The sequence below is a fragment of the Candidatus Limnocylindrales bacterium genome, assembly GCA_035559535.1.
Taxonomy (GTDB): domain Bacteria; phylum Moduliflexota; class Moduliflexia; order Moduliflexales; family JAUQPW01; genus JAUQPW01.
Window position 1 is genome coordinate 53,236 of sequence record DATMBG010000029.1, and the last position, 15,412, is coordinate 68,647.

Below are 15,412 nucleotides of genomic sequence, written 5' to 3' on the forward strand. Positions count from 1 at the left end.
TTAGGGTAGGTCCAACGTCTCGTTTGACTCCCCCAGAAGCGATCTGGGTTAGATTTGTTCCGAACCAGTCGTACTCCTCGTGGAGCTTTCTCTCATAGGGTTGGAGAACTGTTTTGCTACAGGCAGATTCCCCCTAGCGGGGTTTTTAAGGTACATTGAAACTAACCTTACAAGGTATTATTACCTTGTAAGGTTAAATTTAAATAGTTATTCCACCCTCACCCCCAACCCCCTCTCCCGAAGCCTCGGGAGAGGGGGTTCACCTGGAGCCGGCCCGGAGATCTTCCCGCTTCCTTCTCCGACAGCGTGGGAGAGGGGCCGGGGTGAGGGGGAAGAGGAGTAACCGGAGTTAACTTTACAAAGTGCTACCTTATAGGAAAGGTTTGAATCTATAAGAAAGGAGAAAAAACTATGACCTCTGCAACGATCTATAGAGATACTCTGGACTATTTTAATACTTATCCAGAAACGAAAATCATACCCCTGGATCCGAGACTTAAAGCGGCATTGGATGCCGAGCCATCGGTTTCGTTGCTTTGTCAGCTACCGGTTGCCGAATTTCGTGCAGCCCGAGAGAAGATGATGCTGGCGAGGCCGCGACTCAATGAACCGGTGGCAAAGGTTGAAAATCGAACGATTCCAGGTCCAGTCGGGGAGATTCCCATTCGAATCTATACCCCTCAGGGTCAAGGGCCCTTCCCGGTTGTAATTTTTGCCCATGGAGGAGGTTGGGTCGTTGGCAATCTGGAAACCCATGATGATATCTGTCGCTCCTTATGTTATCGATCCAGAAGTATGATCCTTGCGGTAGATTACCGAAGGGCTCCTGAGGCCAGATTCCCTATTGCTCTGGAAGAAACTTACGCCGCCCTGCGATGGGTAGCCGAACATGCTGGTGAAATAGGTGGGGATGCTAAACGACTCGCCGTTGCCGGGGATAGTGCCGGCGGTAATCTGGCTGCTGCGGTGGCTTTGTACTCGCGGGATCAGGGTGGGCCCAGACTTTCCCTACAGGTTTTGATCTATCCGGTGGTCAACTATGGGTTTGATACGGCATCCTATTATCAAAACGCCGAAGGTTATGGCCTCACACGGGATGTGATGATCTACTTCTGGAACAGCTATCTGTCAAGTCCTACAGATGCCGACAATCCCTATGCTTCGCCACTCCGAGCCAAGGATCTGAGTGGATTACCCCCTGCCCTGATTCTCACGGCCCAATACGATGTACTTAGAGACGAGGGCGAGGCCTATGCCGCTCGTCTCAAACAAGCTGGTGTGTCTGTCCGTCTCACCCGCTATCTTGAAATGAACCATGGTTTTATCGGACTTGGTGCCGTATTGGAGCAGTCCCGGCGAGGACTTCAAGAGATCGGTGAGGCCCTACAATCGGCCTTCCGTTGAGGGGGACTTTGGGAAAAGAGGGACGCGGAGATGCGGAGACGCGGGGACACGGAGACAAGGAGGGATCGGACTACCTGGGGGAAGGTCGCTTGTTGTGGCAAGACCACCGAGCGTAATATTTCCTGTGGTACCGGTGGTCGTACCATGCGCCGGAAAACTGCTTGTAATATCGGTGGTGGTACCACCTGGAATAACCCGATTAACTGTTGCAGTCCCCCCTAGCGTAATGGTACCGGTCGTTCCAGTTGTTGTACCACCGGCTGGAAAACTACTGGTTATACCCGTCATGGTGCTGTCGGTGGGAACCCCGCCCGTTATCCCTGGAATATTCCCCCCAGGGCTAATACTGGGTATCCCGGTAGTTGTGTTACCCGGTGTACCTCCGTGGATGATATCTATTGTTGCACTTGCCGGATCGGTGCCTCTGGGTGTTCGAGTTATTATCTTGTCCAGGATAAGATCCCCCTTTACACTCGCAATAGTATTTTCTACGGTCCTGTTGCCGGTTGCACTACCGGGACTACTTCTAACTGGGCTTTCCATCACGTTGGGATGACTGTCTCGTGTGATAATCCCTACTCTTCTCGTATCCTGTGCGATCCCATGGGTACATGCTGTAGGGATTATCAAAGCCAGTATCACAATCCACCATTTCTTCATAAGAAGGCGATTCTCCCTTTTTAAGTTTGGAATTATAAAGATTTATTCTTTAAGAGGCTCTATCTTATTTCATAATAGCTCCTTATTCAAAAAGGAGCTACTTTTTCTTCAGCCAGGGGTTTCCGGTTAAGATTGATTCCAGGGCCTATGTGATTAAATCTTCTGGCAGAGGGATTCGGCTGATTCTTGAGTTTACCTGTCAGGGCTTTAAATTGGCCCTTACATGGGATGTTTGAATTCCAGAATAAATTTTGTTTGAGTCGGGTCTGAGAGAATGAAAGGACCTTTCTCCTAAAAACAGGAATATAAAAGTCACTGTACCACCCCGTAAAAGTCATTTCTTACCTTTTGGTTTGAAAATATTCCCTATAGGAATCATCTTTATCGATAAGGGGAAGAATTATGCCCATGAATCATTCAGTTACACAAGTAATTATGCAGAAGACTTGCTCAGGATGCCGGATGATGGGTTTCGCTATGAGCTAGTCAGGGGAGAACTCATAAAAATAGTACCGCCGGGAGGCGAACGCGGAAGCGTTGTCATGAATATTGGGAGTGCTTTCCATCAATTTGTGAAAACGAATAACCTGAAGATAGTTTATGCAGCAGAAACAGGCTTTCAGTTAGAGCGTAATCCTGATACCGTTCAAGTGCCAGATACCGCTTTTATTTGTCGAGAACGTGCGGAAAAGATAGGAAGAGTTACGGGATATATACCAGGAGATCCTGATCTAGCTATAGAAATTATTTTTCCTAGTGACACTTATAGCGGAAGTCGAAGATAAAGTCTTTAAGTGGCTGGATAGGGGCACACGAATGGTTATTGTAGTCAATCCTCGCAAGCAAGCAGTCAAGATCTATCGCTCACGAACTGATATTCTTGTGCTAACCGAAAATGACATCCTTGACAGCGGTGATGGAGTACCGGGATGGACGATACCGGTAAGGGAAATATTTGCATAACAACCTGGCTTATGAAAGTAACTCCTCACTTGAGCCAGCTGGAGGCTCCTCTACGTTATTTTGAAACGTTTTTAAAATAACTCTTGAAGTTAGCTATGAGAAAGATAAAAACTTTTATTTTTAAGCAACTGTGTAACGGAAAAATAAGCTGTAATCCAGAGGTTTTAGAAGCGGTTTTGGAAATTGCCGTAGAGATAGCGCGGGAAGGAAGGGAAGGTAGAAGAATTGGGACTATCTTTACCGTAGGAGATGAAAAAGAAGTCTTGGCCCGATCCAGGACTTTGATTCTGGATCCTCTTTTGGGGCATCCCAATGAAGTCAAAAGAGTAGATAATCCGGACATGCGTGAAACAATTAAAGAGCTGGCGCAACTGGATGGAGGATTTGTCATATCGGGAGATGGCGTGGTTTTATCGGCAACCCGATATTTTAACGCAACTTCTACAGGACTGGATCTTCCTTTAGGTTTGGGAGGTCGGCATGTTGCAGCAGCTTCGATCTCTAAAGAAACCAAAGCTATTGCCATTGCGGTTTCAGAAAGTTCTGTGGTTCGAATCTTTAAAAATGGAAGCCTTGTTGCGGAAATTCTTCCTGAACTCTGGTTACTCAGTAAGTATGATATTCACTTAAAACCTCCCTATACGGAAAAAACCGTTCAAGGTATGGCCATTATCACTAAAGAAGAGGCCTGATTTTTCCTGTTTTCTTCTATTTTATTGAAAAGGATAAGGTTAGCCCAAATAGCAGCTCTTACGGTTTATGTGGTGTTTCAATCACTCTAAAGAGAGTCTAAGGTCATACCGTTGGCCCATCCCCGGCAATGGTCGTTCGGTGCATAATTCTTCGATACTTTCGCCCGTCCCAGGGTCGACCTCGGTGCAGGCAACAACGGTTATCCCACATGACGAGATCTTTGGGTCGCCAGGTGTGAGTATAAACAAATTGGGGTTGGGTGGACCACTCCAGGAGTTCTTTCAACAGAGCCCGCCCTTTCTCCACTGGCCAACCTACAATATGTGAAGCATGGGAGCCGATGAAGAGGGCTTTTTTACCTGTCTCCGGAAGCGTACGCACCAGGATCTGGGGGACCGGAGGGAGTTCGTCTCTGAGAGCCTGGGTTATCAAATGGGGAGCAACCTGACCCCGTGAATAGCTATAATCGTGTATGGCTATGAGACCCTCCAACAGGGCCTTTTTCTCATCGGGTAAGGCTTCGTAGGCCGCCCGGGTGCTGGCGTACTCTGTTTCGCCTCCCTGGGGTGGAACTTCCCGACCTGAGAGTATGGAAGCCTTAGCGGGTATTCTTTTGAACGAACTATCTGAATGCCAGAGCATATTACCGGAGAGATAAATCATCTGATCGGAATTTGGTGGTATGATTTCACCTTTCTCATTTACGTTGGAGAGGACAATGACCGGACCCCCTCCCCCGCTATAAGGATTGCTTTTGACACTGGACTCGAGAGGTCCGAATCGTCGACTGAAAGCAATCTGTTGCTCATCGTTAAGGTCTTGATCTCGAAAGACCAATACGGAGTATTCATAAAAGGCATCTTGTATTTGTTTAAAAATATCCTCCTCCAAAGGCTTTCGGAGATCAATTCCAAGAATCTCTGCGGCAAAACAACTGCCCAGTTTGTTAAGAATGATACCCATGATAGCTTCCTCCTCAGGTTAATGTCGTAAAGGAAAAATTCCCCATAAAGTAAAATTATTTTTAACGTCGCAATAAGAGACAGGTGGTAGTACCATGTGCATAGAGTTTACCGTTGGAATCCGTCAGGCGCCCTTCGGCAGTGGCCGTTGTCGTACCCAGATGAATCACCATTCCTTCACAGCGGATGAGTCCGGTGGTTGCAGTCAGTGGGCGCACATAATTAATCTTAATTTCTAACGTGGTAGATCCTACCCCAACCGGTAACCGGGAATATATCGCGGATGCCATGGCGGAATCCAGCAAGGTGGCTGCAAAACCTCCGTGTACATTACCAACGGGATTATAGTGGTACTCGGCAGGTTCGGCTTCAAAAACAACCCTTCCTTCGCTTACTTCCACCAGTCGTCCATTCATTAAAGAGAGGATGGGGGCTGCCGGTAGTTCACCATCTTTTATCCTTTTTAAGTGTTCAAGACCTCCCAAACTACGTCCAATTTCTGCGGTTATGAGTGGATCTTGCCAGGTAAAGGTTTGTTGTCGCGTAGGATAATTCATAAGTCTTTCTTGGCTCATCAGGTATCCATTCCCAATCTTCTCCACTTTTCTATCCAAAATCAGAAAAACTCTGGACTCCTTTTTGGAGAGGGTTTCTTGATCAGAAACCCTCTAGAAACTTCTAATGTGTTGGATCATTGGGGAGAAATTGAGGAGGTTTGCGATATTTGGTTGCCTGCTCAAAGGCATATGCGATTTTGATGAGGGTAGGTTCACTCCAGGCCCCACCCATGAAGGAAATACCTACAGGAACACCAAAAATATAGCCAGCAGGTACCGAAATATGGGGATATCCTGCTACGGCTGCAACGGAGGGAGCCCAATGTAGCGTTGCCCAGGGTGGTATCAGGTGATCTCCCAGAACCAGGTCAATGGGCATAACAGGCCCCAGCGTAGGTGCCACAATCACATCCACATTGTATTTTTTCAAGGTGGCGTCCAACCCCTCATCGGCAGCCAGTCGATGACATTCTTTAACGGCTTCCTGATAGGCCGGGTCTGTTAAGGGTCCTCCTTTCTCCTCGGCGAGTTTAAAAAATTCCTGTTCAAAATAAGGCATCTCCTTGTCTTTGTTTCTTTCATTGAAGTCAATGAGGTCCTTCAGCGTCTGGGGACCCGTGGACGAACGTTCCTGGAGATACTTGGCCAGATCGGCCTTTAATTCATATAAAAATATGGTTACTTCACATCCACCGAATTTTCCTGCCGTTTCGATGTTAGCTGGATCTACAATAATAGCTCCCTGTTTTTTCATCACTTCAAGGCTTTGGTTGATGAGAGCATCAACTTTTTCGTGATAGCCAAAATAGTTTCGAGCCACCCCAATTCGAGCTCCCTTCAAGCCGTTGGGATCCAGGAATTGGGTATAGTCTGTGTAGGATTTTCCCTTAGAGGCTTCGGTTACAGGATCCCGGGGATCCACGCCGGTCAGTGCTCCAAGAACAATTGCTGCGTCGGCTACGGTTCGTGTCATAGGCCCGACGACATCCTGACTGTGGGCCCCAGGGATAACCCCAGATCGACCAACCAGACCCATGGTCGGTTTGATTCCCACAATGGAGTTTGCAGAGGCCGGACAAACAATCGATCCATCCGTTTCAGTTCCAATGGCTGCCGCGACCAGATTTGCTGCTACAGCCGCTCCGGATCCTGAACTGGAGCCACAAGGATTTCGGGTCAAAATATAGGGATTCTTGGTTTGACCCCCCCGGGCACTCCAGCCACTTGAAGCCCGGGTTGATCGAAAATAGGCCCACTCACTCATGTTGGCTTTCCCTAATATAATGGCTCCCGCTTCACGGAGTTTTTGGGCAACATAGGAGTCCTGCTTTACAGGAATATCGACCAGTGCATAGGAACCCGCTGTAGTATGCAATTTGTCGGCCGTTTCGATGTTGTCTTTGAGAAGTATGGGAATTCCATGTAACGGACCACGAACTTTACCCTCACGACGCTCCTGGTCCAGTTGATCCGCTATGGCCAAAGCATCGGGATTAACCTCTATAACTGAACGGAGGCGGGGTCCATTTTGATCGATCTCCTCAATACGCTTTAGATACATTTCAACGATGGAACGGGCGGTATATTTACCCGTCTTCATTCCTTCCTGTAACTGAGCAATGGTCACTTCTTCCAGTTCAAAGGCTTGAGGGACTGGGGAGAAGAAAATGACAAAAACAAGTCCCATTACAATTCCTGAGAGAGGACAGGATAGCAAATCCCCAGGTCTGATTCTAAGATAATAAAACCACCTTTTAGTATTATAACTCATACTTTCCCTCCTTCTGTCTGAAAAGTTTTCTAAAACAAGCATCCTCCCTTTCCTCTTTGTTCCAGGCTATTTGGGAGAAGTCCAGAGAACTCAGCCCGTTTGCAGTACTTACTGAGCCGGTCAAGGAGGCTGTGGACGGGGAGGTAGGGCGAAAATGCCATCTCATGGATTGTTTACCTATACGAGATAGTATTTCACTTTACGCTCGTTGGGTCTGCTCCCTTACGATGGTAGCTCAGGTCCGGGCCATAATCATAAGTTAATTACTCACTGTAAATCTCTTTTTTACTCTACCCATCCTCCCTTGTCAAGGGAAAAGGTTCTTGTAGTAACTGTAACCATTTAGTAGGGGTCACTTTTTCTGTCTGAACACCCCCCTGGCCCCCTCCAGGGGGGTGTTTCTTTTTCTACCTAAAGTCAAACGAGACGTTTAACCTACTAAATTGATACGGATACTCCTCGAGATGATGGATCAAAAATTGTAGTTCTTCATGGGATATGGTATCTATATATGTATGAGTTTCTTTATCGTATAACTCTATCATAACCGTATTTCCTTTCTCTACTCTATTTCTTGAACCTGCCCAAAAGCAGGACGAAATGGTATTTTACTCTACAACAGGGATAAGGAACCCGGGTTTTCTGCTTCTGTTTGGGTCTTTGAGATAGTTTCTAAGTTACCCATAATTCCCTATCCAGACTTCGATATTGGATGGCTTCCGAGATATGTTCTGCTCTTATCTCCTCACACCCTTCCAGGTCTGCAATCGTTCGGGATACTTTTAAAATCCGACTATAAGCTCGGGCGCTTAATCCCAGTTTTGTAATCGCACTTTCCAACAACCGATTGGGGGCATCCCCAATCTGGCAGTACTTTTTAAGGTGTTGGGTGGTCATATGGGCATTGCAGTAGATTTTGTCTTTCTTGTATCGGGTCTGTTGAATCTGTCGGGCCCTTTTAACGCGCTCTTTGATCACTTCAGAGGTTTCCCCGGAGCTCTGGGAGGCCAATTCTTTATATTTGACGGTGGGGACTTCAATATGGATATCGATTCGATCCAATAGAGGGCCTGAGATCTTAGACATGTAGCGTTGGATCAGGGTTGGGGTACAGGAACATTCCCTGGCAGGGTCCGTATAAAATCCACAGGGACAGGGATTCATGGAGGCCGCCAGCATGAAGCGGGAGGGATAGGTAATGGAGATGGCAGCTCGAGAAATAGTCACCAGACCGTCTTCAAGGGGTTGTCGGAGTACTTCCAAAACATTTCGTTTAAATTCTGGGAGCTCATCCAGAAAAAGAACTCCATTGTGGGCCAGGGAGATCTCGCCAGGACGGGGAGGAACGCTCCCTCCAACCAGAGCTACATCGGAAATGGAGTGGTGAGGGCTCCGGAAAGGCCGGGTCGCGATAAGGGCCTTTTTATCCGGCAACAGACCGGCTACACTATGAATCTTAGTGGTTTCCAGAGCCTCTTCGAAATTCAAGGGGGGTAGAATCGTGGGAATTCTCTTGGCTAGCATCGTTTTCCCTGAGCCCGGAGGACCTATCATCAAGATATTATGCCCCCCTGCAGCAGCCACTTCTAAGGCTCGCTTGGCATGTTCCTGGCCTTTAACGTCGGAAAAATCCAGTTCATAACGGGAAGATTCCTGAAATACTTTATCCAGATCTACCTTGAGCGGCTCTATAAGGAGTTGACCGTTGATAAACTGGAGGGTCTGGGCTAAAGTTTTTACCGGATAGACCTGAATACCTTCAACAACAGCGGCTTCACTTGCGTTTGCTTCGGGCAAAAGAATACCACCCAGTCTTTTGTCCCTTGCAGCTAAAGTCATGGGAAGGATTCCCGGAACAGGTCTCAAACTTCCATCCAGGGAAAGTTCTCCTACCAGGAGAAGATCTTTTAACTTGTCAGGATTAACAAATCCCATGCAGCTTAACAATCCTATGGCAATGGGTAAGTCAAAGGCAGACCCCTCTTTCCGAATATCTGCCGGAGCCAGATTGACAATGATCCGATTGACCGGAAAAGCAAATCCACAGTTCGTGATGGCCGCTTTAACCCGTTCCCGACTTTCCCGAACAGCTCCGTCAGGTAATCCTACAATGGTAAAGCTTGCCAATCCCAGGCTTAAATCAACTTCTACTTCCACCAGATATCCATCGATTCCCATAACGGCACTGCTCAAAACCTTAGACAGCATAAGTCTCCCCCCAAATAAAAAGGATTTATTTAAAAGTCGATTACCCTCGGCAAGTCATCCGGTATAACCAGGAAACTTTTCCCTACAAGCTCGTCCTGAACCTTGAGCTTATCGAATCGTTTCACGGAAAAATTAATCCTCAACTTTACCATCTTCTAAAAATTTGGGTTATAGGTCAAGTTCTTTTATACAAAAAGGTATCCGTATCAATTTAGTAGGTGGAAAAAGAACCCTCCCTCATCCTCCCTCCCCTCCCTTATCTTTACCCACATTTTTCGATTTGGGAGGATGGGCTCAAAACGGTTAGTAGGTCAACCATCCCGGTTGACCCACCTTGCAAAAAGAGGAATCTTTCCCTCACGAAGGAGATTCAATGCATTTCGCTACTCAAGGGCCACTTAAAAGTTAAGCCAAACTAAGTAAACAAAGTAATAATTCCATAGAGTTTCTTACCCGATATGCAATTTTTCCCGGTGAAAGGGACAGGGAATTAAAAAACTTGACAAATTTATAAAAACAGAATTATAAAGTAAACTAACCCAATTTGGGTTACTTTGAGTAAGAGCATGATACCTTACCTTCTCAATGGATTTGGGACGTGGAGAAAGCATTTCCGGAATCTCGGAGAGAGGATAAGGAAAGATAGTTAGTAGAAATGATAAAGCAAGCCTTGATCGCAATCCTTTTATTTATGGGCTTTATTCTTACTCCATCCCTTATTAATGAAGTTCCTGCCCAGCAATCTGACAGTCGGGTGACCCAGGGTTTCCTCATCAATCCGGTTCCTCTGGTTAATATAAAAGGAAAAAATCTTGCTTTAGTGGGTTTAGGTAGTTATATTGTCAATGCCCAGGCAGGTTGTAATGATTGTCACACCTGTCCCTCTTATACGCCGGGGCATAATCCCTTCAGCGGTGGAGATGGCCAATACAATGCTTTTAACTATCTCGCCGGAGGGGTACCCTTTGGGCCTTTCATCGTATCTGCGAATATTACTCCAGACTCAACCGGGAAACCGGCCGGTCTGACCTTCAATCAGTTCAAGCAAGCCTTACGTACAGGTCAGGATCCAATGGCTCCCGGTAACATACTCCAGGTGATGCCCTGGCCGGTATTCCGTCATATGACGGATCAGGATCTTCGGGCTATTTATGAATACTTGAGCGCTATTCCCCATGCAGAACCGGGAACCTGCTCCGGGCCCGGAGAATAGAGGTTTATTTAGATCGACTATTAAGTTGGGAGTCTGACTGAGAAGCAGGCCCCGAACCGTTTACTATTCAAGAAAAAAGGGAGGCTCTGTTGGATACTTCCAGGTTACGTAGGGAGTACAGGTTGGACCGCCTCAATGAACAGGATTTAGATCCCGATCCCTTTAAACAGTTTAGTAAGTGGTTTCAGCAAGCTCTGGAGGCCCAACTCCTTTTACCCGATGCCATGACGCTGGCCACCGCAACCCGGGAGGGTAAGCCTTCGGCAAGAATTGTTTTACTGAGAGGTTTTGATGAGCGCGGTTTTGTTTTTTATACCAATTATGAAAGCCAGAAGGGTCAGGAGCTTGCAGAAAACCCTTATGCCGCTCTGGTTTTTTACTGGGCCGAACTGGAGCGGCAAGTCCGTATTACGGGTCAGGTTCAAAAGGTTACGCGGGAAGAGTCTGAAAATTATTTTCGAAGTCGCCCCCTGGAAAGTCGTCTAAGCGCGTGGGCTTCGAGACAAAGTCAGGTTATCCCCAGTCGAGAGGTTTTAGAAAGTAAAGTAGAGCAACTGCGGGCGGAGTTTCCAAATGGAAATATCCCGCTCCCCCCCGATTGGGGGGGATTTCGCTTAGTTCCTCAAACGATAGAGTTCTGGCAGGGACGCCCCAATCGCTTACACGATCGATTCCGCTACACCCGTCAACCGGATAATAGCTGGTTGATTGAACGGCTGGCGCCCTAACCTTTCCTAAAGAAAGGAGAGTATTATGGCACGGATATTAATTATTGCAACCAGTGGTTCAGAAGATCCTACCCGTGCGGGTATGGCATTTTTGTTCGCCAAAGGTGCGGTAGAAGGTGGACACAGACCGGAAGTGGTACTGGCAGGTGATGGAAGCGTCCTGGCGAAGAAAGTGGTTGCCGAAAGTATTGTCCCTGTGGGGCTACCACCCCTTAAGGATTTGATTCAATTTGCCCTGGATAATAAAATACCGGTTTATACGTGAGGAGCCTGTGGAAAGGCCCGTGGGGTTACCGATGAAGATTTAAAGTGGTTAAACGCAACATGGGTAACACCGAAAGATACCCTGCAACTTTCTGTAGATGTAGATCGGGTTATAACTTTATAAAAAGGGTTTTAGAGTTCTACAAAATGAAAACCCGTCCGGGATTACAGGTTTAGGAAAACTCAGGATAAACCCCCTGAGAGAGTCTGGAAGAAGTTTAAATTCGGATGAACCGGGATCGGTTGCCTATAAGGCTCCCACTGCTTCTAAGGCCCGTCGAACTTCCTCCCGTGCCTCTCCCCTCAAAGGGACCTGCGGTGGGAGTGGATCCCCTACTGGAAATCCTTGAAGTTCCAGTCCTGCCTTGATGCAGGCGGCCAGAGAATACCTGGTAAATACCTGATTGATCCGCCACAGCTCCCGTTGCAGGGTCATGGCTTCCTCCCACTTCTTTGCCCTGGCCAGCTCGTAAAGTCGAACACTCTGAGAAGGAATCAAGCAAGCAGGTCCCGCCATCCAACCGACTCCCCCGATCAACATCACACAAAGGGGAATATGGGCCGAAGAACTAAATATCCGGATTCGATCCCCTACCAAGTTCAAAATGGAAAGGAGCCGACCGGTATCCCCGGAAGCATCTTTGAGATAACGGATATTGGGTACCTTCATCAATTGCTCAAGGACCCGTAATGTCAGGTCGCCTCTCTGAAAATTCGGATTTGTATAAAGAACCAGGGGACAGGATACAGCCTGTGCAATTTCGGTAAAATAGTTTATTACCCCTGATTCTGGAATCGGGAAATAAGTTTCTAAAATGGCCAGAATGCCATTAACTCCCAGGGCCTCCAATTCACGGGCCTGTCGGACGGCTTCTGCCGTTGCTGTGGACGCTACTCCGGCTATGACAGGTACCCGACCTGCGTTCGCCTCCAAAACAACCTCAACAACATGCTGTTTTTGGGACCAGTTCAGATAAGCGAATTCCCCTGTACTACCCAGTGGCGTAAGACCCTGTACACCGGAACGTACTAAATGATCGACTAAACGGGCTAATACCTCACTTTTGATATTTCCTTGACTATCAACAGGAGTTACCAGATAAGGAAAAACTCCATGAAAGTTTACTTCAGCCATGTTTTCAGTTTAAAACCCCACCAAAAATAACCAGGGATTTCTCTCCTACACTGTTTACTTAGTTTTGGCTTAACTTTTAAGTGGCTCTCACCCCCGGCCCCTCTCCCACGCTGCGGGAGAGGGGAGTTGGGGAGTGAAAGCTGCCCTATGAGGCCAAAATTAAGTAAACAGGGTACTACTGCCCTTTTTGCGGCTTTTTTCAATTTTTTATTTTTATTACCCCAAAAATGATAACCCCTATTCAAAACCAGGTCAAGGAAATAAACCAGGTTTATAGCCATAACGGGAATAACATCTCGCTAAGTTAGGTCCTTCGGACCCTCCTGGGTATCAAGTTAAAGATTAAACCTGGGGTCTAGACGTCTCCTTGGCCCCTATAGCTACCAGGGAAGGAACTTCGCTCCACAGTTTCTTCCCCAAACTCCTCCCTCCCACGTCGGGAAGGGGTACTTTTCCCCTTCTTAGCTTGATGTATAGGTTCCTAATCCCTATCCGCACCGGCATAAAGATTGAAAGTCCTCATTTGAAGTCCTTACACAAAATTGATCCAGATTTACCGGTTCTCCTTGACAAGACTTTTATCCTGGTTTTAACCTGGAATAGAAGACTCATATTCCTATAACCTTTAAGTCTAGAACCAGGGGACCTGGAGAGCTCTATTATGAATATTTTGCTGGCAGGCTTGTTCCTGGGATTTGGAGTTATTTTTAATCTTGCCTGTTGGGTCGATTCGGAATCTTCAAAAACGGTTAAAGACTCTGTGGAGAAAGCGCAGACCGATCAGGAAAATGAAATGAAAATCCTTCAAACTTTTAAAGGTGCTTTTAGTGGGGTGACTCAGGCTAAAAATTTGGTGATCAACAAAAAAGAAGACTGGGAAAATTTATGGAAGGAGGTCCATAGCCTGACGATTCCCCCACCTCCGCTACCGGATATAGATTTTACCAAGAATACGGTCCTTGCTGCCTTCATGGGACAGAAAGCTACAGGAGGCTATGCCATTTCCATCTCGAAGGTTATTAAAAAAGATAAAGAAATTCTGGTTTATCTGGAAAGCAAAGAACCCCCGCGAGATGCCATGACGATTCAATCCCTGACGGCTCCGTATTATATGGTGGTAGTTCCTAAGATTGAAGATGAGAAAATGATTCAATGGCAAGAAGCTCCCAAAACCGGGGACCATAAGCCACAATAGAGAAAATCAAAGAAGAAGATGGGGGATAGAAGATCGAGGATAAAAGCTAAACAAAGCCTTCCCTCTCTTCAATCTTCTATCCTTCAGGATTTTTGGATCTATTTCTTCTCTCGGAGAATCCTGCGCAATGTTTTTCCCGAAGCGCTTCGTGGAATTTGATCCACAAATTCAACCACACGGGGAATTTTATAAGAAGCTATTCTCTCCCGACAAAACTGGATGATTTCTTCTGGGGATAGTTTCTCTCCTTCTTTAGGTACAATAAAGGCTTTGACCAATTCCCCTTTAACTTCATCTTTGATTCCAACTACTGCTGCATCGCGAACTTTTGGGTGCTTGTGGAGTACCTCTTCCACTTCCCGGGGATATACCTTAAACCCACCAAAGTTAATCATATCTTTGGTTCGATCGACAATATATACATAACCATCTTTATCCATGGTTACGATATCCCCGGTGTGAAACCAGCCCTCTTCGTCAATTACGGCTCGGGTTGCTTCAGGTTTATTCAGGTACCCTTTCATGACGGCAGTTCCCCGGCATAAAAGTTCTCCCGGTTCTCCCAATGGGACGTCTTCACCCTTTTCATTGACGACTCGGAATTCAGTATCCCCCATGGCATAGCCGCAGGAACCGGGTCGGGTTTTTGTATAAGGAGCGGTGGTAATAACCGGAGAAACTTCGGTTAGTCCATAAGCCTCGGCGTATTCGATGTGATACTCTTCTTTCAGTGTACGGATCAGTTCTACGGGCATAGGGGCCGCTGCTGAAAGAACAAACCGAAGGGAGCTGATATCCCGTTTTTTCATATCCGGGCTCTTACACAGATAATTATACATGGTGGGGACTCCCTGGAAAATCGTGGGTCGATATTTTTCTATGTCTGCCAGGACTTTCTCCGTTATGAATCTTGGTTCAATAACCACGGTGCCTCCGGCATACAGCATGGCCAGGACTCCGTTTATAAGTCCCCAACAATGAAAAAGAGGAGCGGCCACCATCAATCGATCGTCAGGTTGATAATGGATCTTGGCAAAATTTTCTGCATTGTCCCAGATGTTCAGATGCGTCAGCATAACTCCTTTAGGAAATCCGGTGGTTCCAGACGTATATAAAAGATTGGCTACATCTCCCCGGTCACAATCCAGGGGTTTAAATTCCTTGGAATTTTTAGAGAGCCAGGTATCAAAAGCTAAAAATCCCTGAGTTTCAGACGTCCCGGTGATCAAAACCTGTTCTAGAGCGGGAAGATGATCCTGGATTTGGTGGAGAGTTGGAATATTATCGGGGTGGGTTACCATCACTTTTGCCGTAGCATCCTTTAAAATATAGCTGATTTCATCGGCCTTTAAAAGTACGTTTATAACATTGGCAACCATGCCTGCCTTCATACTTCCCAGGTAACTAATCACGAGTTCAGGACTGCTGGGCAGGTCAATGGCAACCGTATCACCTTTTTTTAAACCGAAATTCACGAGACCGTTGGCGACCTGGTTAGTCCAGTCTTCTAACTGAAGATAGCTTATCTCACGGCCCTCAAAAATTAGAGCAGGCTTATCAGGCTGCTCCTGTACCCATTTTTCAAAAATGGCTCCTACATTCACTTTGGGTTCCCTCCTTTTTTATTTAATCTTTTTTAGAGAGATAATCCTATAGCTA

At 46.7% G+C, this 15,412-nt stretch carries 14 protein-coding genes; 7 read left to right on the forward strand and 7 right to left on the reverse strand.

The genetic code is table 11. The annotated features are described in order from the left end of the window. The first annotated feature begins 411 nt into the window (after positions 1-411). A complete protein-coding gene (locus tag VNM22_09625; protein ID HWP47407.1) occupies positions 412-1,404 on the forward strand; it encodes an alpha/beta hydrolase in 993 nt (330 codons plus the stop codon). Here VNM22_09625 and VNM22_09630 read toward each other — a convergent pair. Next, on the reverse strand, positions 1,384-2,064 hold the full coding sequence (locus tag VNM22_09630; GenBank protein HWP47408.1) for a hypothetical protein: 681 nt from the start codon (positions 2,062-2,064) through the stop codon (positions 1,384-1,386). The two genes, VNM22_09625 and VNM22_09630, sit on opposite strands and share 21 nt — an antisense overlap. A 446-nt stretch (positions 2,065-2,510) precedes the next feature. Here VNM22_09630 and VNM22_09635 point away from each other — a divergent pair, with 446 nt between their 5' ends. Beyond that, the gene (locus tag VNM22_09635) at positions 2,511-2,849 is read left to right on the forward strand and encodes a Uma2 family endonuclease (GenBank protein ID HWP47409.1); all 339 of its coding nucleotides are present in this window, start codon (positions 2,511-2,513) and stop codon (positions 2,847-2,849) included. A 273-nt stretch (positions 2,850-3,122) separates the two neighbouring features. Beyond that, positions 3,123-3,719, forward strand: a complete 597-nt coding sequence (locus VNM22_09640) for a diadenylate cyclase (GenBank protein ID HWP47410.1) — start codon at positions 3,123-3,125, stop codon at positions 3,717-3,719. 103 nt (positions 3,720-3,822) lie between these two features. Here the strand turns inward: VNM22_09640 and VNM22_09645 are convergent, their stop codons facing one another. The 4 genes from VNM22_09645 to VNM22_09660 form a co-directional block, all read right to left on the reverse strand. After that, positions 3,823-4,683 (reverse strand): TauD/TfdA family dioxygenase, encoded by an 861-nt coding sequence (locus tag VNM22_09645; GenBank protein ID HWP47411.1) that lies wholly within the window; start codon positions 4,681-4,683, stop codon positions 3,823-3,825. Positions 4,684-4,744: 61 nt separating this feature from the next. Then, a complete protein-coding gene (locus VNM22_09650) occupies positions 4,745-5,239 on the reverse strand; it encodes a PaaI family thioesterase (protein ID HWP47412.1) in 495 nt (164 codons plus the stop codon). A gap of 121 nt (positions 5,240-5,360) precedes the next feature. After that, positions 5,361-7,010 carry an amidase gene (locus tag VNM22_09655; GenBank protein HWP47413.1) on the reverse strand — a complete coding sequence of 550 codons (1,650 nt, stop codon included), beginning with the start codon at positions 7,008-7,010 and terminating at the stop codon, positions 5,361-5,363. A gap of 672 nt (positions 7,011-7,682) precedes the next feature. Then, on the reverse strand, positions 7,683-9,218 hold the full coding sequence (locus tag VNM22_09660; protein HWP47414.1) for a YifB family Mg chelatase-like AAA ATPase: 1,536 nt from the start codon (positions 9,216-9,218) through the stop codon (positions 7,683-7,685). Positions 9,219-9,873: 655 nt separating this feature from the next. Between VNM22_09660 and VNM22_09665 the strand changes: the two genes are divergently transcribed. The 3 genes from VNM22_09665 (at position 9,874) to VNM22_09675 (ending at position 11,424) form a co-directional block, all read left to right on the forward strand. After that, complete coding sequence (locus tag VNM22_09665; protein HWP47415.1) at positions 9,874-10,431, forward strand: hypothetical protein; 558 nt, start codon at positions 9,874-9,876, stop codon at positions 10,429-10,431. Between the two features lie 89 nt (positions 10,432-10,520). Then, positions 10,521-11,159, forward strand: a complete 639-nt coding sequence (gene pdxH, locus VNM22_09670) for a pyridoxamine 5'-phosphate oxidase (protein ID HWP47416.1) — start codon at positions 10,521-10,523, stop codon at positions 11,157-11,159. 25 nt (positions 11,160-11,184) lie between these two features. Further along, positions 11,185-11,424 carry a DsrE family protein gene (locus VNM22_09675; protein ID HWP47417.1) on the forward strand — a complete coding sequence of 80 codons (240 nt, stop codon included), beginning with the start codon at positions 11,185-11,187 and terminating at the stop codon, positions 11,422-11,424. A gap of 246 nt (positions 11,425-11,670) precedes the next feature. Here VNM22_09675 and VNM22_09680 read toward each other — a convergent pair whose 3' ends face one another. Continuing rightward, positions 11,671-12,558: a dihydrodipicolinate synthase family protein gene (locus VNM22_09680; protein ID HWP47418.1), complete on the reverse strand. Its 888-nt coding sequence runs from the start codon at positions 12,556-12,558 to the stop codon at positions 11,671-11,673. A gap of 661 nt (positions 12,559-13,219) precedes the next feature. Between VNM22_09680 and VNM22_09685 the strand changes: the two genes are divergently transcribed. Further along, positions 13,220-13,753 (forward strand): protease complex subunit PrcB family protein, encoded by a 534-nt coding sequence (locus tag VNM22_09685; GenBank protein ID HWP47419.1) that lies wholly within the window; start codon positions 13,220-13,222, stop codon positions 13,751-13,753. Between the two features lie 98 nt (positions 13,754-13,851). Here the strand turns inward: VNM22_09685 and VNM22_09690 are convergent, their stop codons facing one another. Then, entirely contained in the window at positions 13,852-15,357 is a 1,506-nt protein-coding gene (locus VNM22_09690) for a long-chain fatty acid--CoA ligase (protein ID HWP47420.1), read from the reverse strand. Positions 15,358-15,412 lie beyond the last annotated feature (55 nt).